Here is a 26,439-nt window from a genome sequence, read left to right on the forward strand (position 1 = left end):
GTTATAATTTTCTGTGGCATTCAACTTATTCCATCATGCTTGTTCAGGAGTTGATTAACATGATGGAAGCTATCAGGAAAAATTGTTATCCACTCATTTTTTATAAATTGCTTAAAGTGAGCTATTTATCTAAACTCTGAATTGCAACTGACTTTTAAAATAACCCTGAAATTTTATACGTAGCTTATTTTAAGTACAACGGTAATAAGTTTAGCTTTTTATAGTTTTACATACAAAACAGGAATAAATAAATTTATAATACATACATTTACATAGTTAATATTTGTTACCCAAAAAAATGACCTGATGAAAGGGACAAATCTGGGAGAATTTGAAGAACTGGTGTTGCTGACCATTGCGGCATTGGTGCAGGATGCCTATAGTGTTGCCATTTGCGATGAACTGGAAAAGCATACAGGCAGGGTTTCCAAACTTGGTGTGGTGCATGCCGTACTAAACCGGCTGGAAGAAAAAGGCCTTGTTAAAAGCAGACTGGGAGAGGCCACAAGCGCAAGAGGCGGTAAGCGCAAACGGTATTATGAAGTGACACAGGCTGGCAAGATCGGGCTGATGCGGTCGAAAGAAGTACGTGATGGTTTATGGAAAATTATTCCAGGATTTAATATTGAGCCTGCCTGATGAAAACAGCTTCAACTAAAACCAGTAAAGAAAAAGCACAGCCGCCACGTTGGGCTGAGAACTTCTTGGCCTGGTATTGCCGTCCCGGGATACTGGAAGATCTTCAGGGAGATTTGAATGAATACTTTGAGAGAAATTTGCAATCGAAAGGTGCCAGCTATGCACGCCTGATCTATATACTCGATGTTCTTAAATTTTTCAGATTGTACACGGTGAAAAAACCTGATTTTCTCAACCTGTTTATACACTACATGATGATCGGCAGCTATCTCAAAACTTCCCGGCGCAGTCTGGTACGTAACAAACTATTTTCTTTTATCAATATTATTGGCTTGGCAATCAGCATGTCCGTAGGACTTCTGGTCATTGCGTTTTTAACGGACCTTGTTTCCTACGACCATTTTCATGTGAAAAAAGACCGTATTTACCGGGTGGTCACCAAAAACGAAGCCGATGGACAGCCTTCTATGGATTTTGCCTCCATGTCATTGAAAGCCGGCAAAAAAATCAAGGAGTCTTTTACAGGATTTGAGGACATTACACTGCTACGACCCGGATTTTCCGCTGACGCAAGGGTCAGTAAAGAAACGGTTCTGCCTGTTTCTGCCTGGTGGGCGGATGATTCTTTTTTCAGGGTTTTTACTTTTCCCATGCTGGAAGGTGATTCTTCTACCGCATTGCGTGAACCTTATTCCCTGGTATTGACTGAAAAAACAGCTAAAAAACTATTCGGAGAATCGGATGCATTGGGCAGAACCGTGCAGTTTGATACGCTGAATTATACCGTCACAGGGATTATCAAAGACATTCCAAATCTTTCGCACCTGCGGTTTGAAGCGCTGGTTTCATTTGCCAGTGTGGAAAATGAAAAGTGGTTGGTAACAGGTGAAAAGGAAAGCTGGGACCATATTTATTCCAACTACGCTTATTTTACGATGCCTGAAAATGGCAGCACCAAAGCCTTGCAAACAAACCTGGACCGGCTGTCAGCAAGTGAAAACAAAGGATTGCAAAACAGGAAGATCAGTTTATCCATTCAGCCCATTTCAACAATTACGCTGGGGAAGCATTATTCCAATGAGATCGGTCACAGTTTTTCAGTAGCGGTTGCATGGATTTTGGCCGGACTTGCATTTGTCGTTATCCTTTCGGCGTGTTTTAATTACACCAATTTGTCTATTGCACGTTCGCTGAGGCGTTCGAAAGAAGTAGGAATCCGCAAAATTGTAGGTGCGCTCAGAGGTCATGTTCTGGGCCAGTTTGTTACAGAATCTGTCATTATTGCACTTTTGGCACTGGTATTTTCCTTTCCGCTTTTTCTGGTGCTCCGCAAGCAATTTATGTCACTGGATCAATTCCCTGAAAACCTGGTAGCGCTTGAACTTTCTCCCAGGATCGTTCTTTATTTTATAATGCTGGCTGTTGTGACAGGCATTTCTGCCGGTTTTTTGCCCGCAATATTCTTTTCCCGCATGAAGGCAATACAAGTGCTGAAAGATGCTTCCGGACTTAAAGTTTTTCGCCAGGTCAATTTGCGTAAAGTCTTGATATTAGTCCAGTATACCTTTTCGCTCATGTTTATTACGGCCACTCTGATCGGGTATCATCAATACAAAGGATTTCTGGCTTTTGATCTGGGTTTTAATACCGAAAATATTCTGAACATTAAAATGCAGGGCAACAAAAGCGAACTATTGAAAAAAGAACTGGCAGAAATCCCGGAAGTTGGAATGATAGCCAGATCGAACATGATTACCAGCCTTGGCAGTTTATACGGTACATCGATGAAGTATAAAGATCCCGGAGATTCGGCCAGACTTTATCAGAATGCTGTCGATGCAAATTACCTTCCCATGCACAGACATAAGTTCCTGGCCGGAGGAAACTTTACTACAAAGCCGGTAAAAGGAAATGAAACACAGATCATTGTGAATGAACAGGTGTTGAAACGTTTTAATATTGCAGACCGAAATCCGCAAAAAGCATTGGGAGAAGTGTTGCAAATGGATGATAGAAAATTAACCATTGTAGGCGTACTGAAGGATTTTCATTACGGGACTGTGGAAAAAGAAATTGAACCTACTGCTTTCCGTTACTACGATGACGAGTCCACCGGAGGTTACCTGAATGTAGCCGTTAAGTCTGCGGACTGGAGTGAAACCCGTACTCGTATAGAACATGCCTGGCGAAAGATTGACAAGGTTCATCCCTTGGATGCTAAATTCTATACCGAGCAAATAGAGCTCGCTTATAGTCAGTTTTTAGTGATGATCAAAGTTATTGGGTTCATTACCTTTCTGGCCATTTGCATTGCTTCCATGGGTTTGTTCGGCATGGTAGTGTTTACAACTGAAACCCGGCTCAGGGAAATAAGTATCCGAAAAGTGCTTGGAGCGAGTGAAGGCGGACTGGTCTTTTTGCTAAGCAAAGGATTTTTATTTCTGCTTGTAATTGCCACGCTGCTTGCACTTCCTGCAACCTATTTATTCTTTGATAAAATAGTGCTGACCAATTTTGCGTATCACGCTCCAATCAGTCTTAGTGTAATGTTGGCAGGAGTTTTGGTGGTCCTGTTCATCGCTTTCGTAATGATTGGAAGCCAGACAGTGATAGCTGCCAGGGGTAATCCGGCGAAGGTGCTGAAAAGTGAGTAGATTACGAGATGAAAGATTTGGCTACCCAAATGCGAAATTTCTTTGGTCAGGCATTCATTAGGTGTATTTTATAACCGAGTATTCACAGCACGGCATCCGGAACAGGTAAAGGGGATTGTTTTCTTAGACCCACGGATACCAGGATATGGAATTTGCAAAAAAAAATCTTTCAAATGTATAGCCGTAACAATTTTGAACCATGCAAAACAAGCTGACAGCGGAATGATTGTCAAGGGTTCCGACGCAGGAGGAACTTGCGAAGCCCTTGATAATCATGGAGCGAAGGCTAACTTCGCATTGGTAAATAAGACGCAAAGTCTTCTAAACTGATTTGCCAAAACAGTCCGAATAATAGGGGATCGAAACAATCTGAGTCGATTCCTCGGTATCATTTTTTATTGTAATTGCTCTATATAGCTCAAATCAAATTATTCCTGTGCGCCGCTTACTCCGGAGTGGTAGACCTTACCGCTTGCCGTTATCACGCAGGGCGAGGAACTAATCACACCCTCGGTTTGAAAGACCCAATTACTGGCGCCAGTAACAGCATCAAGTGAATAAAGTTTTTTCTCACCGGTACCGGCGTATATTTTTCCTTCTGCGGCAGTTAGGCTAGAGTACATGGCGGGGGTATTATGGTCATCCGTAATAAATTGCCATTTTTTTAGGCCGGTGACTGCGTCGACTGCATACATTCTTCCAAAGATACTTCCTACGTATACGATGCCATCGCTGACCGTAGGGCTGGACATTCCTGTAATGCCGACAACAAATTCCCATTTTTTTGTTCCCATGACCGCATCAAGAGCGTATAACTTAAAATCAAAGCTGGTTATATAAACCACACCATTTGCAACTGTCGGGCTCGAGTCGATGGTTGCGCCTGCTTTAAATTCCCATTTTTTGGATCCGGTAGCTGCATCAATGGCAAAAATTGTCCCTTTAAAGTCACATGCGTATACCACCCCGTTGGCAAATGTAGGGCTGGACAGGGTGCCCGCACTCACACCACTCATCGCAAACTCCCAGTTTTTCGCGCCTGTTACAGCATCAAGTGCATATACCTTTTTACCTTCACTCCCAAAATACACCACTCCATTCACCACCATTGGACTAGAATCCACTTTTCCATCTGCCATGAATTCCCATTTTTTTTCACCTGTAGCCGCATCCAGTGCGTATAGCTTTTGGTCTATACTTCCTATGTACACCACCCCATTCACCACAAATGGGCTGGAACTGATACTTCCATCCGTAGCAAACTCCCATTTTTTTACTCCTGTGGTAGCGTTTACTGCATACAACTTCTGATCAGAACTCCCTACGTATACTAATCCGTTATTTACAGATGGGCTAGAAAAAATACTGCCACTTGTTGCAAAAGTCCACCTTTTTAAGCCAGTTACAGCATTGATTGCGTATAGCTTACTGTCATCACAACCCACGTAAACAGTTTCAATGAGACCGGGTTCAGGTTCCGGAACATTTTTCTTCTTGCAAGAGGTAAAGCTACTAACGATTATGAAAAGGGTAAATAGACGTATGTACTTCATTGAGTCTGACTGATATTTTAAATGCAATTATGTAGATATAATACAAAAGTAATTCTACTCAATAAAATACTATGATCAATGAGAATAAATGCTGACACGTTCAAGAATAATCTCAGTTTTACCTGTCGCAAAAAACGTACGTAGCTGTTGCACAACTAGGCAATTTGAAGGAACTCGGAATGTGGAGTAAAAAAATGTAAATAGGTAGTAACTGTTTCATTTACAAAGTAGTTAAATAAAATTGGTTGTTTGGCAGCTGAAAGGACTGCCGAGTATAAATACCGATCCTCGTTTAAATTTGAGGGAACTATCCCTCCGTCAGTTATCATAGAATCTGGCACAAACAATATAGATGAATTAACAGGTATGCCATTCCTATCCGTTAAAGTGGAATCTTGCCGGTACTCAGGTGATGAACAATTTGAAAGGAACAGCCAGGATGTAATTAATAGATAGAGTTTGCATCCAAGTGATCTAACCAACCTTAGTTGGGCATCAATGAAAATATTTATACATATTGACTAGAAGTAGTGAATAAAACTCCTAAATGCTATTAAAATTTAGTAACCTCAGGAATGCAAGGAAAGAAAAATTACTCAGAAAAGTTGTCGTCAGCTTCCAACTTTCAGACCGTGTTCCCAAGAATAACTTTTACCGGATGCTCATGGAAATAATTGATTTGAAGGCTTTTTATAATGATGCCTGTAAATTGTATGGAACTACAGAAACCCGTCCATCGACCCAGTTGTTTTCCGCCTGGCGGCCCGGTTTAAGCTAATGCTTACAGGTTATTTAGAAAATATTACCTCGGACAGGAAACTTGTTGAGCATTGCTTCATGCGAATGGATATTCTTTACTTTTTAGGATATGATATTGATGAGCAACTGCCATGGCACTCGACCATCAGCCGCACCAGACAATTATATCCTGCTGAAGTCTATTTCTTATCTATTCTGACCTTCATCTAAAGACTGAATTTACCATTGCAATAAAATTTTCTGTGCTGAAAAACCAGGTCCGAAGCTTAACATGAGTCCTGTTTCACCCTTCTTTCTTGCCGTATTCATGAATCTTTCAAGCACATACAAAACAGTGGCGCTGGACATATTGCCATATTGTTTCAATACTTCCTTGGTCTCGTTTATGTCTTTTCCCGACTCACCAAACAATTCTTCTACAACCTGAATGATTTTTTTCCCTCCCGGATGAAAAATCAGGTGATCAATATCGGAAATGTCCAGATTGTTTTTGGCCAGAAACGGATGAATAATGTCCGGAAAATGGGACGCAATGGTATTTGGAACTTCAATATCCAGCACCATCTGCAATCCTGTATTGGTCAAATTGAAGCCCATCATATGTTCAGCATCGAAAAAATGATACATTTCCTCGTCAATTATCTCCGGACCTTTGTCTTCTTCACAGGAAGAAAGCAGCACGCACGCAGCTCCGTCTCCAAAAATGGCGGCACTTACAATGTTTGCCATGGAAAAATCATTGAGCTGAAAGGTTGCACTTGGCGATTCAACGGCGACAACGGCCGCTCTTTTACCAGGATTTGATTTCAGGAAATTTTTTGCATAGATCATTCCCGATATGCCTGCCGCACAGCCCATTTCGGTAACAGGCAAACGAACTACATCCTGCCGCATCCCCAGTTTATTGATCAGAAAAGCATCCAGAGAAGGTATCATAATGCCCGTACAGCTCACCGTGATCAGATAATCAATATCTTTTGGTTCCCAGTCCGCTTTCTGCAAGGCGCTGCTGAGGCATTGAGTCCCGAGCTTGATCCCTTCCTTAATGTAGATGTTATTTTTATCTTCAAATGATGTCGAAGTGAAAACTTCTTCGGGAGACATAATGGAATAGCGCTTGTCTACGGCAGCATTTTCAAAAATCTTTTTAACCTTCCGGATAAAACGCTCATCCTTTCCTGCCAGCCAAATATCGAGAAACTTGATGATTTCCGGAGTGGATTTTGAATATTCAGGTACTGCTTTGCTTACTGCTTTGACTTTTACGCTCATACTGTCTTTACGATCCATTGATACCGAAATGCCCACTTCCATTTGATGCTATATTTCTTAAACTTGAACTTCATTGAAAAACGCTCAAGATCTTCTTTTTTAAATCCTCTCAATATAGAGACTAAACCATCTTTTTCAGACATTTCGTTCAAACCAAACAGCAGGCAAAGTCCCTTGAAAAGATAGTAAGCGATTGCACTTCTGTGTAAATCATTCACTACAAATCCAATTCCTGCCTTTGACAAAGTATCGGAAATCAATTTATCAATGTCATGATCGTTAAAATGGTGCAATGTCAGTGTGCAAAGAATAATGTCATAATTATTTTTCTGGCTATGTTCTGAAAATATGTCTGTGCATTGATAACTGATGTTGTCGTAACCTGTGGAAAGTGATCGTGCGTAATTAACTGTAAATTGATTAGCGTCTATTCCAATCAGCTTCATTTTTAATCCTTGTTTCTGACCATAATCTGCAAGCGCCCTCAGCATGTCCCCATTGCCGCAGCCAAAATCCGCAACGGTTAATACTTGATTTGCGTCCAGGTTTTTTGTTAACAGCCTGACACCTTGCAAGGTTACTTTGTTTCCACCTAAAAGTCGATTGATATGGGCAATCTTGTCCAGCGCATCTTTCAGGACTTCACCTTTCATAGAGAAGTCATCCATTATTTCTGCTTTACCGCTTCTTTTGGTTGTATTGATGATCATTTAAGATGCTTATGAAAATGGTTTTCTAGGCATTCCTGTTTATTTTGTTGCTTCAACAGGAATAAATCAAACCGGCTGAAAAGTCAGATTACAGACAGGAATATGTGCAAGATCCTATAAATATTGATCCAGACCATATCTGTTGCATCCGTAATGGAATGATTATTGTCTTATTCTTTATTAATAATAAGGAATTAACATGAAATTTCGACCGGTGTTTTCTGCTCGGCAGATCCTATTAAAATGGTAAAAGAGTTTGAAGGAAAAGGATATTGGGCATTGATTCTGGGCGGCAGCAGCGGTCTTGGATTTGCGACAGCACGCACACTTGCGCAGAAAGGAATGCATATCTGTATTTTACACCGGAATCCAAGAACAGACATTCCAGAACTTGATCAGCAGTTTAGGTTAGTACAAGCCGCCGGCACTGAACTGATCACATTTAATCTGGATGTGGTGAAGTCAGAAAACAGGGCTACGGTCTTGTCGGCGCTCCGGGAACGACTTGGCACAAAGGAAAAGCTGCGTTGCCTTGTGCACAGCATTGCCAAAGGAAATCTGAAATCAATGGTTACGGAACCATTCCTATCTTCCGAAGACATGACGATTACGCTCCAGAATATGGCTTTTAGTTTAGTTGACTGGGTGGCCGATATTCATAAAGCAGGTTTATTTGCGCAGGATTCCAGAGTTATTTCCTTTACGAGCGATGGTTCTTCCCGCACATGGCAGTATTACGGGGCCGTGTCTGCAGCAAAGGCGGCGCTTGAAGCAATCAGCCGGCAAATTGCGCTGGAATATGCACCGTTTGGAATCCGTGCCAACTGCATTCAGGCGGGTGTAACCGATACGCCGTCTTTGCGTAGAATTCCCGGGAATGAGGAGCTGATCAAGCACACACAGGAAAGAAATCCCTTTAAGCGCCTGACTACGCCGCAAGATGTTGCCGATGTGGTTTATCTTTTGTGCAAAGACGAAGCTGCCTGGATAAACGGTGCCGTGATCCCGGTGGACGGAGGCGAAAAGATACATTGATATGAACAAACAAGAAATACTTGAAGCATTACCTTATTCCTATCCGTTCCTGTTTGTAGACGAATTAGTAGAAATTGATGAAAATGGAGCATACGGAACGTATACATTTAACCCGGAACTGGAAATTTACAAAGGCCATTTCAAAGATAAACCGGTAACGCCGGGTGTGATCCTGATCGAGACAATGGCACAAATCGGGCTGGTTTGTCTGGGAATTTATCTTTTGGGGAATGTTGAAGAGCAGGAAACTGGCCATGTCGTGTTAACTTCGGCAGCTATCGATTTCCTGAAACCTGTTTTCCCGGGCGAAAAAGTAACTGTTGTTTCTAAAAAGGTGTATTTTAGATTTAAAAAACTACATTGTACAGTGAGCATGACCAATGCTGCGGGAGAAACCGTATGCAATGGCAAACTTTCTGGAATGGTCACTTTAAAGCTAAATGGATAACAGAGTTGTCATTACCGGACTGGGTGTCGTGGCGCCAAATGGTGTCGGACTGGAAGCATTTGAATCGGCGCTGCGCGCAGGCCGGTCAGGAATCCGCTTTGACAGGGAACTGGAAGAACTGAAATTTTCATGTCAGATTTCCGGTAAGCCCCAGCTCGGTGAAGCTGACATTGCACCGTATTTCAGTCCACTGGAGCTCCGTAATTTCAACAGCAAAGGTATCATGTACGGTGTAATTGCCGGAATGGACTCCTGGAAAGATGCCGGATTGCCGCTTTCTGACAATGAGGAGCCATTCTGGGACTACGGACTGGTTTTTGGCTCCGGAACATCCGGAATCGACAGGTTTCGGGAAGCCATATACGACATCGATGCACTGAATGTCAGACGACTGGGAAGTACCGTTGTACTCCAGACCATGAATAGTGGAGTGTCTGCATATCTTTCCGGCAAACTTGGACTGGGCAATCAGGTTATTACCAATTCCTCAGCATGCAGCACAGGAACCGAGAGTCTGTTGATGGCCTATGAACGCATCCGCAGCGGAAAAGCCAGCGTGGTCCTTTCCGGCGCAACCAGTGACAGCGGTCCTTATATCTGGGGCGGATTTGATGCGATGAAAGTGTGTACGTATAAATATAACCAGGAGCCTGAACAGGGATCCAGGCCAATGAGCAGCAATGCCAGCGGTTTTGTACCCGGCAGCGGCGCCGGCGCGCTTGTGGTAGAATCACTGGATCACGCAAGGGCAAGAGGAGCTCGAATTTATGCAGAAGTACTGGGCGGCCATGTAAATTCCGGCGGGCAGCGCGGCAAGGGTTCTATGACTGCTCCCAATTCCATAGCTGTTCAACGGTGCATCCGGGAGGCACTCCTTCATGCAGGTGTTACGGCAAATGAGGTGGATTTGATCAATGGACACCTTACTGCAACAGCTATGGACGCTACGGAAATCCAGAACTGGGTGGAGGCACTGGACAGATCTGGGACGGATTTTCCGTACATTAATACGTTAAAGGGAATGACAGGACATTGTCTGACGGCGGCAGGAAGCATAGAGTGTGTAGCTTCGGTTTTGCAGTTACATAACAATTTTATATTTCCAAATATTAATTGTGAAGTGCAGCATCCTGAAATCCTGAAGTTGGTGGACAGTGAAAAGATCCCGCGGGAAACGCTGAACCGGCAATCCCGAATTCTGATCAAAGCCAGCTTTGGTTTTGGTGATATCAATGCTTGTATCGTTTTAAAAAAATACTCTGAATCTGATGCCTAACGAAAATTTAATAAACCGCCTTAAAGCTATTGTAAGTACGTATGCTCAAAACAAGGAAGCGCTGAATTCCATTAATGAAGAAACGGACTTTATCAATGACCTGAAAATAAATTCAGCAAATCTGGTGGATGTGATTCTCGACGTTGAAGAAGAATTCGACATTGTGATCGATAACGATGCCATGGAAAAGATGCTTACTGTAAAAGCTTCCATAGCCGTTATTGAGGCTAAGCTTAGCGAAAAATGATCGGCAATGACCTAGTCGATCTCTACTGTGCTTCAATCGAAAGCAACTGGAAAAGAAAAGGGTTTCTGGATAAACTATTTACAACGTCTGAAAAAACACAGATCCGTTCCGGTGAAAACCCCTTTCTGCTGGTTTGGAAATACTGGACGATGAAAGAAGCAGCCTATAAAATATATTCCCGCATGACCGGGATCAGAAGTTTTGCTCCGGTAAAACTTTGCTGTACACTGGGTGAGCACACTTTTGGGACCGTACAGATTGATGATTTGAAATTTTATACCTGTACTGAAATGACTGAAAACTATATTCACACAATTGCTGGCCTTCAGTCAGATCAGCTGGCCAAAATCAGGATTGAAATTATTCATTACTCTGGCGAACTGCCGGCATATGCTTCAAAAAATCCGGCCTGCGTAAGTCATCACGGGCACTATCTCGCTCTGGTTTATTGATCCGGATTTTTTATCAGTTTATTCAAGATACTGTTAGCCATGGTCCATCTTATGCGCAAAGGTTTCCATTTGTATGCTGCAATGTGAAATATATAAAGTGTATTACGCTGAAATAGCCTTGCACTAACGCTGTAATTTTATGAAGGTGAATGGTCTAATTGTGTCAATAAGAATCGACTACCAGCTGTTTTAATTTTTGGTTTTCCTTCACGAGTTGCCGAAGTTTCCGCAATTCAGATACACCTAAACCAGCATACGTCTTGCATCTACGAATTCTTTCATCACAGGGTCATAGATATCAACTCCCTTCATTTTAGCCACATTAATTTGAGCCAGTTGGTATTGCTGCATCACTATGGATTACTGGTTTGAATCATTCGGCAGTGGCTAATGTTTGAAGCTGCTATATGCATTACTATAAATTGCAGCTCAATCCGAAACTAAATGAGAAATTTGATCTGAGGTAGGCAGAACCTAGTTGCCAGCCGCTTGTTTTGCCGCTTAGGCCAACCGCAAGCGCTACGTTTCTTGTGATCCGGTACCGGGCGTCAACTTGGAGCGCTCCGCCTGTTACTTTTGAATCAGACAAGAAATCTTTTGGCTGGTCCCACATCCGTAGGATCAGGTCTGCTTCCAGGCGCTTTGTGATTTCTTTGTTATAAGTACCCAAATCAAGCCCGTAACCTTCGGATTTGTAATTGCTGAATTTGTGGATTCCAAACAAAATATTTCTGTTCCGAAATTGAACCGGAAGGGTTAACGAAATATCATTTCCAAAGTGCGTAGGAGTATATTGCATCAAAAAGTTAAATGAGGAATGCCTGCCCAGGGGAATGCGGTTGATGAAGAATATAGCCGGGTTCACGAAATTAAGCAGGGATAACTTCTTTTGTTTTAACAAATACCGCTGCGCCTCCAAGGACAAGTCCGAGTAGCCGATCCTTCGGTTGACACCCTCACCATTAGGGAATTTATCCCTGTCTGTGTAGGGCTTTTCAGGACTGAACATATCGTAGGCCCAGGCGGTGAGATCGGCACCTGCAAAATCACGCTGCTTAGGATCCGGACTTTCACTTTTTGCGCCCCAGACTTTCACTGAATCCGTCATCGGACTGGCTGAAAATTTGAAATAATCCCATACATACCACGCATTGTACAGAATGAGCGCGTTTTTTGATAACGTCCTTCTTTTGTAAAAATCCTGAACGGATATTTTTCTGTTCAACAGCACTTCTGACTGTACGCCTGCAACATACGCGTAAAGAAGCTGATCAGGATTACTGCTTTTAAGTGAGGCCAGATCCTGATCACTGATGCCATACACTGTTCCGTCCCATCGGTGCAGAAACCAGTTCCCGTTTTTGGAATCCATATTGTTGATACCCAGAACCGACCGGTGGAATTCTTCATGCGCCCAAACGCCCAGCGGAATAGGGAGCTCACTTCCGTACTTAACAAACCCTGCACTCAACAGATACTTGAATCCTGCATTTAACACCTTTCTGCCAGATGTGTACGGTTGCTTTTTTGGCTTAAAAAGCCCGTTTCCAAGCTTATCGATGCCCATATAGCCAAGCTCATAGAAGTCGGCAGAGAATTCCAGTGCCTGGGTCATCGAAGGATAGCGGTAGGGGAGGTCCGTGTTCTGGGGAAGATCAATGACGGGTACCGAAAGGCGAAGCTGGTATCGCACGGAATCCTGGCCGTGTGACCAACCCACCAACGCCAAGAAGGCAACAACTAAACATGCAAATTTTTTCATGGCTAAAAAGATTAATTATTATTTCAACGCTCTTATTAATGTTGATCAAAAATGATCTTATTTGAGCAAAATTAATCAAAATCAAGTCGTGAGCTATCGGAATGGGTAGAAGATTGCTGTGAAGTTCGTGAACGGCTGGTGAAGCCGATCTTCCAAGGCCAGCGCAGCGGTAGAGCTGGTATTTACTGCTTACATTTTCATGAGAAACTTCTTATCAATTCATATAAAAAAAACAGAGGTAGGAGTCAAATGATGATCTTAAATTGACCTTGCAGTAAAATCCATACGAAATGCTGAAACAGAAAAAGTTGACGTGTTAGCATTTAATATACAGGGCACAATTGCCTGGAAAGCAGGTATGAACGGTTCGGACATTCAAAATTCGTTTATTGTCTCATCCATCAGGATACGATATGAAATTCGAAAGCTCAGGAGTGAAATCAGGCTATATTTTGGTGAATTCGACAATTTCAAACCTGATGATACATGGCTGGGCGAAATGAAATTAAACTTTGTAGGTATTAAATCAGGTCGCCACAATGTCTGTGTAAATGAGGAGATTGTTCATAGAATATGTTCTGGTATTATATCCCTAAGTTTAAAAAATAAAAACTCATCGGATGTTTGTTTTCAAATGCAATATGGGAAACGGCTTTCCGCTGAAATCAAGCGGTGAACGGCCGACAACCTTAAATCCTGTTTTTATATAAAATTTCAGTGCTTCCTGATTGTCCTCATTGACATCAACTTCCCAGGCCTGCAGCTGCTGAACTGCGAATCGGCACAATGCCTGGCCGATGCCTTTTCCAAAATCGTCCGGTCGCACGAAAAGCATTTCAATCTTCCCTTCTGCAACCCCGATAAAGCCTGAAATCTCGCCGGATGCACGGCGAATCCCAAAAAGACTAAGACTGGGCAAGTACGCATTAAGAACCAGTGGTTTGTAAAATTGTATGTCAGCTTCTGACAGAAAGTGATGGCTGGTGCGCACCGAAGCTTCCCATAAAGAGGTGACTTCGGAAAAGTCTTCTTTGGATAGTGGTATAATCTGATACTGCGTGTTCATAACCTTTAAAAATTTGTATGTATAAGTGCTTGTTGCAGCCTCTTTTCAGTTATGCAGGCATTGTAAGCGGGGCGAGCCGCTTTCATTTTCCTGGTCTTTTTGATGGGCGCACAAAAGGGTTTCTCCATATCAGCCGGCCTCCTTTGCGTTGGGACTATGGGGTCTGGCTGCGGTTCTGACTGATTTTGCTGACAGGCAGTAAGTGCCCAGCCACTCAGCAGAAGGGGCATGATAAAGCGCAAGTTTCATGGCAAATAGTTTTAAAAATCAGCTAAGACAAAATTTCACGGCTGCTTGTGCATGCAGGTAAGTTGTGTCAAAAACAGGAACAGCAACGTCGGTCTGGTTGATCAGCATACCGATTTCCGTACATCCGAGGACAATCGCGCCGGCGCCGGAGTCAATCAGATTTTGAATGACATGAATATACTGGTGCCGCGAAGAATCATTTATGATGCCTTTACATAGCTCATCATAAATAATATCATGAACGAGCTGTCGATCGTCATGGCCCGGAACGATGACTTCAATCTGATGCTGCTCACGGAATCTTCGGATATAAAAATCCTGCTCCATGGTAAAGCGGGTGGCCAGCATACCTACTTTTTTCAGTTCTAACTGCTGTATGGCTGCGGCTGTCGGATCAGCGATGTGAATCACGGGTATTTTCACCGCGTCGGCTACCCGGGCATACACCAGATGCATGGTGTTCGTACAAATCATCAATGCATCAGCGCCTGCATTTTCCAGTTTCAAAGCCGCGTCGGAAAGCATTTCTGCTGCTTGTTGCCAGTCACCATTGGTTTGCAGCCTGGCAATTTCTTCAAAGTCAAAGGAATAAAGCAGCAGCTTTGCTGAGTGTAGTCCGCCGAGCCGCCGGCGGATCATCTCGTTGATCCATTTATAGTAAGTGGCTGTTGATTCCCAGCTCATTCCGCCAAGTAGCCCGATCGTTTTCATCATCAATGCGATGTTTAATATTTCAAATTCCCTGTAATCATAACTGTTGCCCGACAAAAGTCCGCACCGCATTTACAAATTCAGCAGTTTCCGTAATAAACGGCTCATGCCAGGATTGCTCAAATATAACCTGTGTTACGATGGCATTTTTAAGTAAATCCTTACTTTCCTGTCCGATTTCACAGGGCACAATCCCGTCTTTTTTACCCCAGAAAAGGCCCACCGGAATCCGCACATGTTGCAGCAGATTGCCCTTTTCAAATGTTCGGCTTTCGATGTCACCGTAGTAGCCGTACGCTTTGCTGTGGGTAAACTGTGCAAGCGCCGTATTTGGCGATCCTAACGCGTAATTGATCACATACTTTTTATCCGAATATACCGAAACGGGATTTCCGTCCAGTTTGTGCATCCAGCGGTAAATGCCTTCCCAATCTACGGTCCCGGTGTTTTGCGGCGTGACCGGATTTGCAGTCAGAAAATCTTCGGCCTCTTTATTGCCTTTTTCCCTGGCCCGTTTCAATGCCCATTCCCGCACCTGGTAGAGCCAGCGGTAATAAGAGAACATGCCATTGACCATCATCGCGCCGGCAATGTGCCTTTGATTGTCCCCTTTCGTCAGATATTGCCAGGCAAGCTCCACACCAAAGCTATGTGCGAGCAGGTATATCTGCGCGCCGGGATATTGCTTTTTCAACAAGCTAACGACCAGTTCCATATCTTCTTCAAACTGCGCGTAACGCAGTGTCGCAGGATCGACTTTGCCCGAAGATGCACCGGCTACACGCTGGTCCCAATACGCCATCATCACATCGCTTTCCAGGTCTTTGAGGTAATACCGGTAACACATCGCACAATCGCCCGGGCCGCCATGGACAAAAAGCACGATCTTATCAGGCTGCCTGTTTCCTTTGACCCAGATCGGCATGTCAGCGCCTTTGTGCCGCAGGAAAAATGTAGCGTCCTCACGCGGCTGCGTATCTTTTTCTTTGCAGCAGATCAGCCCGAAGAGCAGGCAGAACATCGATAGTCTTGTAAGCAGTCTCATTGTTTTTTCAGAGGAATTAATGTGCCGGCTTCCAGGGCGAAGCGGATCAGGTTAGACGTGTTGTAAGGCCGCTGCTGCATCAGATCCAGTCTGACGTACCAGGCTAGCGGCACTTTTCTGCGGACCGATAAATCATGGCCGACACCAAGCGATAGGGTGGGCATAAATGCATTTCCGCCTGCAAAACGTACCCGGTCGAAATCACCGTCCGTAGTGGCTTCGTAGGTTTTACCATCGAGGAAATAGCGGAAGTAGGCCGGGGAAAGTGAGAGTTCAAAAAGCGCACCTTTCTTTCCCGTCCGCCGAAAACCAATTTCGGGCGATACGATCAGGCCGATGTGATTCTGCGGATGTTGGTATCCGGCCACCCCCAGCGAACCGTAAAGCATCCGTTTTGCATGGCGTGCGGATACGGAAACCGCTACAGGTTTTTCATAAGCCACACGAAGGCCGTAATGGGAGACCGTTTCGCCAAAATATCCCAGCCGCAGGGATTGGGCATAGAGGAATTGTGGGCCCGTACAAAAAAGTACGAACCATAAAAATTTGCATTTCATAAAATCATGGCTAATTACTTTATTTATTGGTAAGCTTGTATTCGAAATGCCGTAGGGCAACGCTCATCGCCATTTTGTTTTCAGTGGCACAAAGGTGGCCGATGAGATCAGGATCAGGAATCACGAAACATTCCAAATGCCTGAATAAAATGGTGAATTGTAAGTATTGCCCTCTGAATTGATGAATTGAGACGAACTGATTATGCAACTTTGTCCCACAGCCGCACTGGCACATCTCATCAAACATTACCTTGTCATTGATATGGATGAGATCCCCAACCGGAACCTGAGGATGTTTTCTGACGGAAATACGGGAATGGTTTTCAACTATAAAGACCCTATTCTTTTGGGGCAAGATGAAACATCGGTCAACTTTCTTCCTCCCAGCTTTTTATATGGATCGTTTCACCATTATCAGGACTTGAAAGCCACCGGAAGGATTGGTTTGCTGGTAGCCGTTTTTCACCCTTTCGCCCTTTCGTCCATGCTGAAAGTGCAGGCAAATCACCTGATCGATCAGGTAATCAACCTGGAAGCGGTCTATGATCAGGAAGCAAATGATCTTACCGCGCAAATCCGCCTCGCTCAGGACAGTTATGCAAAAATCGCCGTGGTTGAAAAATTCCTCTTGCAAAAGCTTTCTGGTTTCAAGCCAGCGAATAACAATGCTTTTCATGCCGTACGGTTGATCCAGCAACATCATGGCGACTTGCCGGTAAACGTACTTTTATCGTCCCTGCAAATCAGTGAACGGAAGTTGGAACGTATTTTTCAGGATCATGTGGGCTACTCACCCAAGCGCTTTGCGGGCATTACCAAGATCCAGTATTTCCTAAGATTGCTTCGCCAAAACCGCCCCTCGAACTATACCGGCCTGGTATACGATGCCGGTTTTTACGATCAGGCGCATCTGATCAGAACCATGAGAAGTATTTCCGGCATCACGCCCGGCGAATATTTAGGACAACCGCACTTACTGGCCGCTAACTTTCTGGAAATTTCTTTGTGATTTCTGGCCATTGTCGGATTTGTACAATCCAGAAAATTTGCATTCCGCTAGCTTTGAGCCATTCAAAAAAATTAAAGAAAGTATGGAAAATCTGAAAGTTGCCACCGCACAATTTGAGAACCGCAGCGGGGACAAAAGTTACAACCTTGGAATGATCGATTCGCTTTCCGCCCAGGCAGCAAAGGAAGGCGCCCAGGTAATTGCATTCCACGAATGCTCGGTGACGGGTTACACATTCGCTCGAAATTTATCCAGAGAACAACTGCTGGAAGTTTCCGAACTGATTCCGGAAGGTCCCAGCATCGGCAGACTAACTGAGATTTCCCGGGCGAACAACATTACAATCCTGGCAGGGTTGTTTGAAAAAGACGCCCACGGAAATATGTACAAAGCCTATGTCTGCGTCAATGAGCGCGGATTGGTCGCCAGGTTCCGCAAGCTTCATCCATTCATCAACCCGCATCTGACGCCCGGGAACGAATATGTGGTTTTTGATTTGATGGGCTGGAAATGTGGAATATTGATCTGTTACGATAACAATGTCATTGAAAACGTGAGGGCAACCAAATTGCTTGGTGCCGATATTATTTTTATGCCGCATGTGACCATGTGTACCCCTTCATCCCGCCCCGGCGCCGGCTTTGTTGATCCGGATCTGTGGCTGAACAGGCAAAACGATCCGACCACACTCCGTCAGGAATTTGACGGGCTTAAAGGACGTGGCTGGCTGATGAAATGGCTGCCTGCACGGGCTTATGACAATGCGGTTTATGCCGTGTTTTCCAATCCGATCGGTATGGACGATGATCAGCTCAAAAACGGCTGTTCGATGATTCTGGACCCGTTTGGCGATATCATTGCAGAGTGCCGCAAACTTGACAATGACATTGCCATTGCCACATTGACGCCGGAAAAGCTGAAAGCCGCGGGAGGAGCCAGATATATCAACGCCCGCAAGCCCGCTTTGTACAGCGACATCATCGGTCAGCCGCACATTTCGGAGCAAAAGGTCGTTTGGTTATAAATGAATTTGAAATCGGCCGCTGATGCAATCAATTTTCACTCCTGGTGTTTTCATTTCATTTTGAAAATTGATTATTTCGTGCGTATGAACAACGGCGACCAATTAACAGCAATTACATTGCGACAGGCAACGCGCACTGACCTGGAATGCCTGCAGGCCATTTATAAAGAAACAATAGATCACACTTGCGCCCATGACTATGATCCGGAGCAGCGCGATGCATGGAAGCAGGGCACTGAAAACCTGGAACGCTGGGCGGCTGCTATCGATACGCAATATTTTATCATTGCCGAAGTGGACGGAAATCAAGCCGGCTTTGGCTCGCTGAAAGACAATGATTACATTGATTTTATGTTCACCAGCAAGCATTACCTCCGTCAAGGCATCGCCCAGACCATCTATGACCGATTGGAAGAAAAGGCCGCTAAAACGGGTGCAGAAATCTTAACCGCTGATGTAAGTAAGACTGCAAGGCCATTCTTTGAACGACAGGGCTTTGCAGTATCGGCTGAGAACCGGAATTGCATACGCGGGGTCTGGATTACAAATTTCCGGATGCAGAAAGTGCTTTCGAATTAGTCCTTGTAAAACGAGCATTAAACCGATATCCCGGGCCGTTTCGCAGGCGATAACTGCCCGGGTGACGCATTGAAAACAAGCATTGCTGCCTGTTACTGCTGATCAAATTCTCTGGGCTGTTTCGACAGCAGCTTGCGCCGGTCTGTATCTGCAAGGTCAGACAACGGCTTACGGGCAGGCTTGTTGCGGTAGGGGACAAGCTTTGGATAGCCATGCCTCAGGCTCACATTACGCAGCTTTTTACCAGAATATTCAAAAATTTCGTATTTCCAGTAGCTATGGTTTTTGAATTGCATCAAATCTTTTGCTACGATTTCATACCGGTGATCAGCGTTGAAATCCGTTTCAGGCTCCATGGAAAAATCAAAAAAGGAAACTTTTGAATACGAACCATCGGGCTCGCTGAACAAGTACATTTTTCGTTTCACTTTGGACGCTAGCGGCGACGCTCCTTGAAAGTCAAAGAATATCTTGAAATCCAGCCGGCCGTCGTGATTGAGATCCGCAGCGAATGCAGTATCCCGGCAACTTTCCATGCTAACTGTCGGCTCACTGAATTGCTGTATGCTGCCCGTTGTGGCCTTAGTCATTACTTTAATTCCTTTCTCCTTCGCATCAATGAGAGACACTTGAAGATCAGCCGACGAAAAACGCAGCGTGTCGCCGCTCCAAAATGCCGGCAGCTTATGATATCGAATCACACGCAGCTTTTGTACAGGCGGATCATGTTGCAAAAACGTGTAGAGCAACAGTATTATAGCAGGTAATAACAATGGGATAAGAGTTGTATGTGGTAAATGGAACAATGCCTGAACGTTCAAAATTGGTAATCCAGTACCTGACTGGAAAGGCGAAAGCAGCTGGATTGTATTTTTTGGCCGGTTCTGTTTTTTGTCCGCATGATGACTTTTTCCTGGCCTGTACCAATAGGATGCTTTGCGGCCGCCGGGTACTTCTTGCTGCCTTAATGGTCTGTGACCCGATCCATAAGAAAGCAAACAACATGACCAGCAGGGTGCCGCCCGGCATTTGATCAAGAGTCGGGCCCCTTGCGCAACCTGTCGAATCCTAAGTCATTTATGAATCGCTTAGTTATTTCAGTACATCTCTTCTGCTACGAAGATCATAGTGATGCATTGTATTGTTATTTTTCAACTATCATCATGAAGGATTCGTAAACTAAAAACGTAACCCAATGGTACAGGAAAGTTGATGGTTACTTTCTTTTCGATAGGATCAGCACAAAATGGTCAAAGGTTTCTTTACTGATACTCCATACCGGAGTGGGAATGTCACCCCATACTTTTGGATTATCTGCCAGATTAAAGTAATTGATTCCATATATTTCCCTGTGGCTGTTAATAACAGCGGCAGCATCTTCAAGCCATTTTTTTTGAAATTCCTCCGGCCCTGTAACTCCGAATTCCGTTATAAAAACCGGTTTGTTCGTAAAGCGCATCCGATGGTATTTCCTCTTGTAGATGGTGCCAAACTGCTCCTGCTGGTTGGGATCAGTGATATTCTTATCCGGTAATCCGTAAATGGCCATACTTACATAATCGACCACATCATCGCCAGGCCACCATTCCATGGAGCCGCGGTCACCTGCAGGTCCCCAAACCTTTTTGATATTTTCAGCCTTTATCTTATTGAAATTCATAAAGTAACGAAAAGCTTTAATGTAAGAAACCGGATCCTGGCTCTGCCACGGATAGCGGTGAATCGGAATTTCCATCTCATGTAAAAACCTCAGGTAAACGGTTTGCTTCACATTTGAAATGATACGGTATAATTCTCTGAACTGATTGTCATAAACGCCCTGAATCGTATTGGACAACACGGCGGATTCATCATATTTTTCGTCTTTCCATGGTTCAAAGGTGATAATTACGTCATGCTTTCGGGATATAACTTCATTGAATAACTTTTCGAATGTACCATCCCTGAAATTGTTCAGGTCTATAAACAAGTGCTCTACACCGACGGAAGGGGACAAGGCCAGCAACAGTTTAGGGTCGTAAACACCAATCAGCGGCATGCGGGCTGTTGCAGGAATGTATGGGCGAATGTTATTCTCAGTATTTATAAATGAATAAATGGTTGAATCCTCTTCTTTTATCTCACGGATAGAAGCTGCCAGCTTGCCTGTAGGAAGCGGATCGGTTTCAGCATCGGGTGCTTGCAGAACAAGTACCGGTTTATTCATAAACCTCATGCGAAGTATTTTCCGCCTGATGACTTCTGTCATATCTTTCTCATGCGAGTAAGCGGATGTAAGTCCCTCTGATTTGGTGTTTAATGTAATACTGATCAGGTCCACAACATCCCTGCCCGGCCAGTATTCATCAGCTCCCGGGTATCCGGCCGTTCCCCATACTATCTTAATTTCAGGAGCTATTGACCGGCATAGTGCGGTAAAATGACGAAAAGCCTGGATGTATGTTTCAGAAGACTGGTACTGCCAGGGATATAATGTTACAGGCACTTCCATTTCCGGATTCCACCTTAGATAAAAAACCGTGTTTTTCGAACTTATAGCATTGCATAATGCCTTGATCTTGGAATCGTATTCTCCGTTAATACAATTCTCAAGAATATTGTCGCCCGAGGAGGGTAGCGTTTCAATTGTCAGCAATACCGGATACTTCGGGTTTATATCCTGTAACAAACCTTGAAAACCGTTTTGATCAGGGCTTTTGTCCAGTTTTATGGCAATGAGCTGTAAGGAATCAAATTCTGTAATGCCGGTTTTTTGTCCCCGCTCGTATACCCCGATAACATGTTCATTCCATTTGTATTCGTTTTCTTTTTCAACATGTGCATTGCTAACAAAAAGCCTTGGTTTAATTATGCCAATCCATATAACGGCAGTACCGATCAGCAAAGCAGCCAAATAAAATATCTTGCTATTTTTCATAAGGTGATTATTGATTAACAAAGTTGAAGTTCCTCATCGCGGGGAAATAATGGGTTATTAATAGTGGGTATCATAATGCTGGCCACAACATTCTCTTTTATAATTTATAGTTGAAGCTGATAAACAAAGGAATTCTCGGGGAATGTGTTTTAAGGTAATGGTACCATTTGGGCCTTTATATTCCTGGCTTAAAAGAGGAGATGGTGTAAAGGTGCAAGTCAAGTTCAGATGTAACTTGGATTGCTGACCGTAACAAGGATCAATTTAGACCCAGTACGTAAAATGGCGTATTACATGTTGAAAAATTGCCCTTGTGATCATAAACGGTAGCAAAAATCCGGTAGGGGCCTTCCTCAACAGGTGTTTTAAACCCTACCTTTAAGCCTTGGGATTCAGGCAAAAGACCTTTTAGTGGATGCAGGAAATTCATACTGTTCTCATAATAATTTATCTTGTACCAATCTTCCTTGTATATTTCCCACTGGATCGTTCTGATACTGTCTTTATTATTAAACAGGACAATTTCAGCTGTTGCATTGTCTCCTTCATTCAAGATGATATTGTCTTTTGCACCTTGGTTGTTAACCAGCATAAAGTTGACTGCCGGATAGGTTTCATCGGGCTTTTTGCCGGTCCAGATGTATTTCATGATGCTTATTGGTTGTGATTTGCCTCCGTACCGATCGAAAATACTGAACCAGGTATGCGTAGTTTCCTGTTTATAGCCCCAAAAGAAAACGCATGATCCCAGAAAGCGGCTGTTTTCAACTGGCATACTGGCTAGGTAACGACTTAGGTAAATCTGCGCTTTTTTCCAGCTGGAATCTTCAATAAACGCCGACCATGCGGTTTGATCCGTTCCCGTCCAGGGGCCGTCTATGCCCCATTCAAGAACCATAAACGGCCCATGCCAAAACCAGGAAAAGTTTTCCAAGTCCTGCCGCATGAAAGGAAGCATGCTGAAAATGTTAAAAGAAATAAGATCAATATCACAGCGTAACAGCAGGTTGGCAATATACTTTTTGTTAAAGTTTAACACTGTTGTGGTTACCGGATGATCCGGATCCTGGCTGTGGATCATGTCCGTAAGTGCATTGAACGCTTTGTAAAAGGCGTAATCTGACCAATTGTCGGAAAAGTCAAGCTCATTGCCTACACACCACATCAAGATAGCCGGATGGGATTTATACCGGTCGACCAAGCTTTTAAAGGACTGATGCTGTGCAGCAACACTTGCCGGGTTAGCGTATAATGCCTGATTTTTGCTGTTGGAAACAGGCAGGCCGATAATGACTGCTATTTTGTTGGCATGTGCGCTATCCAGAATCGTTCCCAGATGGGTAGTGTCCCAGATCCGGATGGTATTACCACCGGATTCACTTAACAAACGAAGGTTGGTTGAACCACTGGCACCACGGACAACAAAAGGCTTGTTGTTTCTGTACAAGATGTATTTTCCCTGAGTCTTGATGATCTGCACGTTACGATATGGCAGTTTTTTGGTGGTTTCAGAGCAACCCAACAGGAACACCCATGTAAATACACAGATGAATTGTATTCTTAACATATGAAACGAATTGTAGAACTAAATTTACTAAAATTATTTATTTTGAAACCTATTCTACAACAGGATCACAGATTTTTTATGTTTCCGGTATTTTGCAAAAGTTCTATTTTATAAAAATAATTATTGTCTTAGTCCTTCTTGATTGAATAATACTTTCTAGGCTGGGTTTGACCCTCCCCCGTAAAGCCGGACAATTCATGATTAGAGAAAATCAGGCGATTTGATCACTTAACCATCAGAAAATCGCTTATGAAAACAATGAAATTCACGGAAGCACAGCCGGCCCCGTACTATAAACCGCATCGACGTGCTGATACAGCAATTCGGCAAAGGATTAAAGAAACCGGCCAAGTTAGAATTTACGGATGGATGTTTGAATGCACACTGGTTCTTATCCTTGGAAGATGCACAGGAAAAAATTAAAAGCTGGCGATAAGAGTGTAACAGCTTCTGTCCGTACAGTTCACTTGGAAATCCATCCGCAGCCGCGGACGGCTCCGGATGAAGTCGGATTGCAGGTGAAAAAAGAAGAAAACAAAAGCCTGATTTTCCAGCTTTGATTGTCCGGAATTTGGAAAGTCCTCAGGAGTTAAAATCAAAACACAGTTCCTTCTAACGATAACACCTTACTTCCATCAACGATACAGGAACATTCGGATTTGATCCTGAAAGCCGTAATTTTAAATGCTGGGTTGAAATCGGTTTTTCCAGCAAGATTGTTCTTCGGCTCAGGTGATTGTCGATAATTCTTCCGATAACCTGTTCATTGGAGCTGGTAACTTCCACATTCGTTATACAAAATGGCATAACTGTTTCCGGGTGAACATATATCACGTTTTCCATCGGATGATCGTAATCGGTATCAAACACCAGATCGATGCGGGAAACAAGCTCAGGCTGTGCCCAGCTGATGGTGAGCATTGGATTACGGTCGCTCAGATCGGCAGCCCACGCATTCGTTTGTGAAACAGGCCGGTGATAGTTGTTTACAAGATTTCTTACAGTAAAAGCATCTAATGGCTCACTCAGTTTCATAGCTATATTGCGGCCTTCTGGACGACGTTGCGGACACCAGAATTCAAATGTATCCACGCCAATATCCTCAGTTGGTTCCTGTTTTCCGTAATTTGAAACGGCAGGATTGGTCGCATTGAAAAGCGAAACAACGCCCGAAATCCGTATTTCGGAGTATTGAATCTTCACATCTTCATTTTTCATAAAACAGACAAAAGCATAACAGGGCTCCTCAAAAGTTACGTCCCATGCCGCTGTGATTTCCTGTTTTCCTTTTGCCAGATGAAAGCTTTTTCTCTCCAGAATCACATCCGGCGTGTGATTGAACGACTTGCTGCTTTTCCGTAGTTCCACCTCGAAATCGGTTTCCTTGTCTGCTTCTATCCAAAATGAAACGGCAGGCATTTTTCCCAGAGTAACAGGAAGCATTTGCGCCACCGAATCTTTGATCGGTGCCCAGAAACCGGAAGGTGCGAGCTCTTTCAATTGCAATGTGGACGAGGCCGTGATCTGCACAGCGTGGTTAACCAGATTCTCTGGATCCGAAATAGCGGTTTGTGGCAGGTATTGTCCCGATCGCCAGAGTTCCAGTTGAAGTTCCTGCAAATGCAATTGGCCCACTTCGCGAGGTGAACAGTTGTATTTTTTGCATAAAGCAGCCGCGATGCCAACAGCCTGCCCGCCGGCAGCAGACGTCGCCATTACGCGGGTGGATGCAAAGGCAACGTGCGTAGCACTGATAATGCGGCCTGCAATAAAGAGGTTGCCGATGTTTTTGCTGTAATAACAACGGTAAGGAACCGGGTAAACGCCTTTGCTATGCCACTGATTGCAACCCGACTGGTCGCTGTAAACGCCATCTGCCGGATGCAGGTCTATGCTCCAGCCGCCAAATGCCACTGTGTCATCAAATGTTCTTTGCTCTACAATGTCCTGTTGCTTCAGCATGTAGTCGCCTTCAAAACGGCGGCTTTCCCGCTTGCCGGGAATGGTGCCCACCCATTCGAGTGTCATGTTTTCAGCCTCTGGAAACGAGCCGGAATTTTTGATATAGTTCCAGGCGCCGTAAACAACTTTCCATAATTCCCATTTTATTTTCTCGGTATCGTGCACGGTATCAAGCCTTCCGCCATATTCCAGCCACCATAGCCGGCAACCGAAATCTTTTGGATTAAAGGTTTTATAACGCGGAATCTCGGTGATGTCCTGCAATGCAAAAGAGGGCGGCACAAACTTTACGGGTCTTCCTATGTCTTTGGAGTAGAAGTACATGGAATGTCCCAGCAGCTCGCCGTACGATTTTTCCGGAGCAAATTTTTCCCCAAATTCTTCAGCCGATTCAGCGCCCATCCGAAAGGCTGCACCCGAAAGAAACCCAATAATGCCGTCACCGGAAGCATCACAAAAAAGAGGAGCAGACAAGTTGTATTGCGTGCTGTTCTGGCTGCAAAATGCATGTACCGCTGTAATAATGTCCTCGTCCGGACTGCCGGCAGGATTCTTGTCCAGATCATAAACGCTGGTATTCAGCAAGAGCGTAATGTTCTTTTCCTCTACCATTTTTTCCAGTAATACCGTATCAAAAATCAGCGGATTTCCGTCTGGATTGCGGTAGATATTTTCCAGCATGATCTCATCGATCACGCCGCTTTCACGTGCCCAGCGGTTGTTATTGCCCATGTGCGAAGTCGCTCCCAAAATCCATAACCGGACTTCGCTCGAACAGTTTCCGCCTAAAACCGGCCGGTCCTGCACCAGAATTACTTTCATCCCGGCTCTGGCGGCCGTAATGGCCGAGCACGTTCCCGTCAACCCACCGCCGACGATAACCAGATCAGCAGAAAGCGCAATGGTTTTTGGTGTTCTTTTATAAGTGTATTTTTCTGTTATCATG

24 protein-coding genes are annotated in these 26,439 nt (G+C 44.1%); 12 read left to right on the forward strand and 12 right to left on the reverse strand.

The window, feature by feature from the left end; translation table 11 throughout:
* Window positions 1-306: 306 nt before the first annotated feature.
* Together FEM55_RS14790 and FEM55_RS14795 are read left to right on the forward strand one after the other, a co-directional pair.
* On the forward strand, window positions 307-639 hold the full coding sequence (locus FEM55_RS14790) for a PadR family transcriptional regulator (RefSeq protein WP_138282133.1): 333 nt from the start codon (window positions 307-309) through the stop codon (window positions 637-639).
* Window positions 639-3,293, forward strand: a complete 2,655-nt coding sequence (locus tag FEM55_RS14795) for an ABC transporter permease (RefSeq protein ID WP_229209271.1) — start codon at window positions 639-641, stop codon at window positions 3,291-3,293. Before FEM55_RS14790 ends, FEM55_RS14795 begins: the two co-directional genes overlap by 1 nt.
* A 428-nt stretch (window positions 3,294-3,721) precedes the next feature.
* Here FEM55_RS14795 and FEM55_RS14800 read toward each other — a convergent pair whose 3' ends face one another.
* The gene (locus FEM55_RS14800) at window positions 3,722-4,846 is read right to left on the reverse strand and encodes an outer membrane protein assembly factor BamB family protein (protein WP_138282134.1); all 1,125 of its coding nucleotides are present in this window, start codon (window positions 4,844-4,846) and stop codon (window positions 3,722-3,724) included.
* A gap of 777 nt (window positions 4,847-5,623) precedes the next feature.
* On the opposite strand from FEM55_RS14800, the gene FEM55_RS25125 reads away from it, so the two are divergent.
* The gene (locus FEM55_RS25125; protein ID WP_212748307.1) at window positions 5,624-5,815 is read left to right on the forward strand and encodes a transposase; all 192 of its coding nucleotides are present in this window, start codon (window positions 5,624-5,626) and stop codon (window positions 5,813-5,815) included.
* Between the two features lie 9 nt (window positions 5,816-5,824).
* Here the strand turns inward: FEM55_RS25125 and FEM55_RS14810 are convergent, their stop codons facing one another.
* Both FEM55_RS14810 and FEM55_RS14815 read right to left on the reverse strand, forming a co-directional pair.
* Entirely contained in the window at window positions 5,825-6,919 is a 1,095-nt protein-coding gene (locus FEM55_RS14810) for a type III polyketide synthase (RefSeq protein ID WP_229209272.1), read from the reverse strand.
* Entirely contained in the window at window positions 6,874-7,587 is a 714-nt protein-coding gene (locus FEM55_RS14815; protein ID WP_138282135.1) for a methyltransferase domain-containing protein, read from the reverse strand. The genes FEM55_RS14810 and FEM55_RS14815 overlap by 46 nt, the downstream gene beginning before the upstream one ends.
* A 243-nt stretch (window positions 7,588-7,830) precedes the next feature.
* On the opposite strand from FEM55_RS14815, the gene FEM55_RS14820 reads away from it, so the two are divergent.
* From FEM55_RS14820 to FEM55_RS14840, 5 genes are read left to right on the forward strand one after another with little or no spacing between them, the layout of a single operon-like run.
* The gene (locus tag FEM55_RS14820) at window positions 7,831-8,622 is read left to right on the forward strand and encodes an enoyl-ACP reductase FabI (protein ID WP_138282136.1); all 792 of its coding nucleotides are present in this window, start codon (window positions 7,831-7,833) and stop codon (window positions 8,620-8,622) included.
* 1 nt (window position 8,623) lies between these two features.
* Window positions 8,624-9,070, forward strand: coding sequence for a 3-hydroxyacyl-ACP dehydratase FabZ family protein (locus tag FEM55_RS14825; protein ID WP_138282137.1), 447 nt, complete (start codon window positions 8,624-8,626; stop codon window positions 9,068-9,070).
* Window positions 9,063-10,346 carry a beta-ketoacyl-[acyl-carrier-protein] synthase family protein gene (locus FEM55_RS14830; RefSeq protein WP_138282138.1) on the forward strand — a complete coding sequence of 428 codons (1,284 nt, stop codon included), beginning with the start codon at window positions 9,063-9,065 and terminating at the stop codon, window positions 10,344-10,346. Before FEM55_RS14825 ends, FEM55_RS14830 begins: the two co-directional genes overlap by 8 nt.
* On the forward strand, window positions 10,339-10,593 hold the full coding sequence (locus tag FEM55_RS14835) for an acyl carrier protein (protein WP_138282139.1): 255 nt from the start codon (window positions 10,339-10,341) through the stop codon (window positions 10,591-10,593). The genes FEM55_RS14830 and FEM55_RS14835 overlap by 8 nt, the downstream gene beginning before the upstream one ends.
* Window positions 10,590-11,045, forward strand: a complete 456-nt coding sequence (locus FEM55_RS14840) for a 4'-phosphopantetheinyl transferase family protein (RefSeq protein ID WP_138282140.1) — start codon at window positions 10,590-10,592, stop codon at window positions 11,043-11,045. Before FEM55_RS14835 ends, FEM55_RS14840 begins: the two co-directional genes overlap by 4 nt.
* Before the next feature lie 415 nt (window positions 11,046-11,460).
* Here the strand turns inward: FEM55_RS14840 and FEM55_RS14850 are convergent, their stop codons facing one another.
* The 5 genes from FEM55_RS14850 to FEM55_RS14870 all read right to left on the reverse strand — a co-directional run bounded on the left by FEM55_RS14850 (window position 11,461) and on the right by FEM55_RS14870 (window position 16,246).
* Window positions 11,461-12,807: a hypothetical protein gene (locus tag FEM55_RS14850; protein WP_138282141.1), complete on the reverse strand. Its 1,347-nt coding sequence runs from the start codon at window positions 12,805-12,807 to the stop codon at window positions 11,461-11,463.
* A gap of 613 nt (window positions 12,808-13,420) precedes the next feature.
* The gene (locus FEM55_RS14855; RefSeq protein WP_138282142.1) at window positions 13,421-13,873 is read right to left on the reverse strand and encodes a GNAT family N-acetyltransferase; all 453 of its coding nucleotides are present in this window, start codon (window positions 13,871-13,873) and stop codon (window positions 13,421-13,423) included.
* Window positions 13,874-14,140: 267 nt separating this feature from the next.
* On the reverse strand, window positions 14,141-14,905 hold the full coding sequence (locus FEM55_RS14860; RefSeq protein WP_212748308.1) for an aspartate/glutamate racemase family protein: 765 nt from the start codon (window positions 14,903-14,905) through the stop codon (window positions 14,141-14,143).
* Complete coding sequence (locus FEM55_RS14865) at window positions 14,871-15,878, reverse strand: alpha/beta fold hydrolase (RefSeq protein WP_138282143.1); 1,008 nt, start codon at window positions 15,876-15,878, stop codon at window positions 14,871-14,873. The genes FEM55_RS14860 and FEM55_RS14865 overlap by 35 nt, the downstream gene beginning before the upstream one ends.
* Entirely contained in the window at window positions 15,875-16,246 is a 372-nt protein-coding gene (locus tag FEM55_RS14870; protein ID WP_229209273.1) for a hypothetical protein, read from the reverse strand. The genes FEM55_RS14865 and FEM55_RS14870 overlap by 4 nt, the downstream gene beginning before the upstream one ends.
* A 391-nt stretch (window positions 16,247-16,637) precedes the next feature.
* Here FEM55_RS14870 and FEM55_RS14875 point away from each other — a divergent pair, with 391 nt between their 5' ends.
* From FEM55_RS14875 to FEM55_RS14885, 3 genes are all read left to right on the forward strand, one after another.
* Complete coding sequence (locus FEM55_RS14875; RefSeq protein WP_138282145.1) at window positions 16,638-17,444, forward strand: AraC family transcriptional regulator; 807 nt, start codon at window positions 16,638-16,640, stop codon at window positions 17,442-17,444.
* 82 nt (window positions 17,445-17,526) lie between these two features.
* Window positions 17,527-18,468 (forward strand): nitrilase family protein, encoded by a 942-nt coding sequence (locus FEM55_RS14880; protein ID WP_138282146.1) that lies wholly within the window; start codon window positions 17,527-17,529, stop codon window positions 18,466-18,468.
* On the forward strand, window positions 18,469-19,047 hold the full coding sequence (locus FEM55_RS14885) for a GNAT family N-acetyltransferase (protein ID WP_138282147.1): 579 nt from the start codon (window positions 18,469-18,471) through the stop codon (window positions 19,045-19,047). It abuts the gene before it with no gap.
* A 92-nt stretch (window positions 19,048-19,139) separates the two neighbouring features.
* On the opposite strand, the gene FEM55_RS14890 is transcribed toward FEM55_RS14885, so the two are convergent.
* The 3 genes from FEM55_RS14890 to FEM55_RS14900 form a co-directional block, all read right to left on the reverse strand.
* Complete coding sequence (locus tag FEM55_RS14890; protein WP_138282148.1) at window positions 19,140-19,868, reverse strand: hypothetical protein; 729 nt, start codon at window positions 19,866-19,868, stop codon at window positions 19,140-19,142.
* A gap of 395 nt (window positions 19,869-20,263) precedes the next feature.
* Window positions 20,264-21,964 (reverse strand): glycoside hydrolase family 26 protein, encoded by a 1,701-nt coding sequence (locus FEM55_RS14895; RefSeq protein ID WP_138282149.1) that lies wholly within the window; start codon window positions 21,962-21,964, stop codon window positions 20,264-20,266.
* 259 nt (window positions 21,965-22,223) lie between these two features.
* Window positions 22,224-23,531 (reverse strand): glycoside hydrolase family 2 TIM barrel-domain containing protein, encoded by a 1,308-nt coding sequence (locus FEM55_RS14900; RefSeq protein ID WP_138282150.1) that lies wholly within the window; start codon window positions 23,529-23,531, stop codon window positions 22,224-22,226.
* 404 nt (window positions 23,532-23,935) lie between these two features.
* Between FEM55_RS14900 and FEM55_RS24990 the strand changes: the two genes are divergently transcribed.
* Window positions 23,936-24,091 carry a hypothetical protein gene (locus FEM55_RS24990; protein ID WP_171036542.1) on the forward strand — a complete coding sequence of 52 codons (156 nt, stop codon included), beginning with the start codon at window positions 23,936-23,938 and terminating at the stop codon, window positions 24,089-24,091.
* Window positions 24,092-24,143: 52 nt separating this feature from the next.
* On the opposite strand, the gene FEM55_RS14910 is transcribed toward FEM55_RS24990, so the two are convergent.
* Entirely contained in the window at window positions 24,144-26,438 is a 2,295-nt protein-coding gene (locus tag FEM55_RS14910; RefSeq protein ID WP_138282151.1) for an FAD-dependent oxidoreductase, read from the reverse strand.
* Window position 26,439: the final 1 nt, after the last annotated feature.

It is taken from the genome of Dyadobacter sediminis (assembly GCF_005860765.1).
GTDB lineage: Bacteria > Bacteroidota > Bacteroidia > Cytophagales > Spirosomataceae > Dyadobacter > Dyadobacter sediminis.

Excerpts from the sequence above, each read along its gene's own strand:
- FEM55_RS14790 (WP_138282133.1), top strand. The coding sequence starts at position 307 with ATGAAAGGGACAAATCTGGGAGAATTTGAAGAACTGGTGTTGCTGACC.
- FEM55_RS14795 (WP_229209271.1), top strand. The coding sequence starts at position 639 with ATGAAAACAGCTTCAACTAAAACCAGTAAAGAAAAAGCACAGCCGCCA.
- FEM55_RS14800 (WP_138282134.1), bottom strand. The coding sequence starts at position 4,846 with ATGAAGTACATACGTCTATTTACCCTTTTCATAATCGTTAGTAGCTTT.
- FEM55_RS25125 (WP_212748307.1), top strand. The coding sequence starts at position 5,624 with ATGCTTACAGGTTATTTAGAAAATATTACCTCGGACAGGAAACTTGTT.
- FEM55_RS14810 (WP_229209272.1), bottom strand. The coding sequence starts at position 6,919 with ATGGAAGTGGGCATTTCGGTATCAATGGATCGTAAAGACAGTATGAGC.
- FEM55_RS14815 (WP_138282135.1), bottom strand. The coding sequence starts at position 7,587 with ATGATCATCAATACAACCAAAAGAAGCGGTAAAGCAGAAATAATGGAT.
- FEM55_RS14820 (WP_138282136.1), top strand. The coding sequence starts at position 7,831 with ATGGTAAAAGAGTTTGAAGGAAAAGGATATTGGGCATTGATTCTGGGC.
- FEM55_RS14825 (WP_138282137.1), top strand. The coding sequence starts at position 8,624 with ATGAACAAACAAGAAATACTTGAAGCATTACCTTATTCCTATCCGTTC.
- FEM55_RS14830 (WP_138282138.1), top strand. The coding sequence starts at position 9,063 with ATGGATAACAGAGTTGTCATTACCGGACTGGGTGTCGTGGCGCCAAAT.
- FEM55_RS14835 (WP_138282139.1), top strand. The coding sequence starts at position 10,339 with ATGCCTAACGAAAATTTAATAAACCGCCTTAAAGCTATTGTAAGTACG.
- FEM55_RS14840 (WP_138282140.1), top strand. The coding sequence starts at position 10,590 with ATGATCGGCAATGACCTAGTCGATCTCTACTGTGCTTCAATCGAAAGC.
- FEM55_RS14850 (WP_138282141.1), bottom strand. The coding sequence starts at position 12,807 with ATGAAAAAATTTGCATGTTTAGTTGTTGCCTTCTTGGCGTTGGTGGGT.
- FEM55_RS14855 (WP_138282142.1), bottom strand. The coding sequence starts at position 13,873 with ATGAACACGCAGTATCAGATTATACCACTATCCAAAGAAGACTTTTCC.
- FEM55_RS14860 (WP_212748308.1), bottom strand. The coding sequence starts at position 14,905 with ATGCGGTGCGGACTTTTGTCGGGCAACAGTTATGATTACAGGGAATTT.
- FEM55_RS14865 (WP_138282143.1), bottom strand. The coding sequence starts at position 15,878 with ATGAGACTGCTTACAAGACTATCGATGTTCTGCCTGCTCTTCGGGCTG.
- FEM55_RS14875 (WP_138282145.1), top strand. The coding sequence starts at position 16,638 with ATGCAACTTTGTCCCACAGCCGCACTGGCACATCTCATCAAACATTAC.
- FEM55_RS14880 (WP_138282146.1), top strand. The coding sequence starts at position 17,527 with ATGGAAAATCTGAAAGTTGCCACCGCACAATTTGAGAACCGCAGCGGG.
- FEM55_RS14885 (WP_138282147.1), top strand. The coding sequence starts at position 18,469 with ATGAATTTGAAATCGGCCGCTGATGCAATCAATTTTCACTCCTGGTGT.
- FEM55_RS14895 (WP_138282149.1), bottom strand. The coding sequence starts at position 21,964 with ATGAAAAATAGCAAGATATTTTATTTGGCTGCTTTGCTGATCGGTACT.
- FEM55_RS14900 (WP_138282150.1), bottom strand. The coding sequence starts at position 23,531 with ATGTTAAGAATACAATTCATCTGTGTATTTACATGGGTGTTCCTGTTG.
- FEM55_RS24990 (WP_171036542.1), top strand. The coding sequence starts at position 23,936 with ATGCACAGGAAAAAATTAAAAGCTGGCGATAAGAGTGTAACAGCTTCT.
- FEM55_RS14910 (WP_138282151.1), bottom strand. The coding sequence starts at position 26,438 with ATGATAACAGAAAAATACACTTATAAAAGAACACCAAAAACCATTGCG.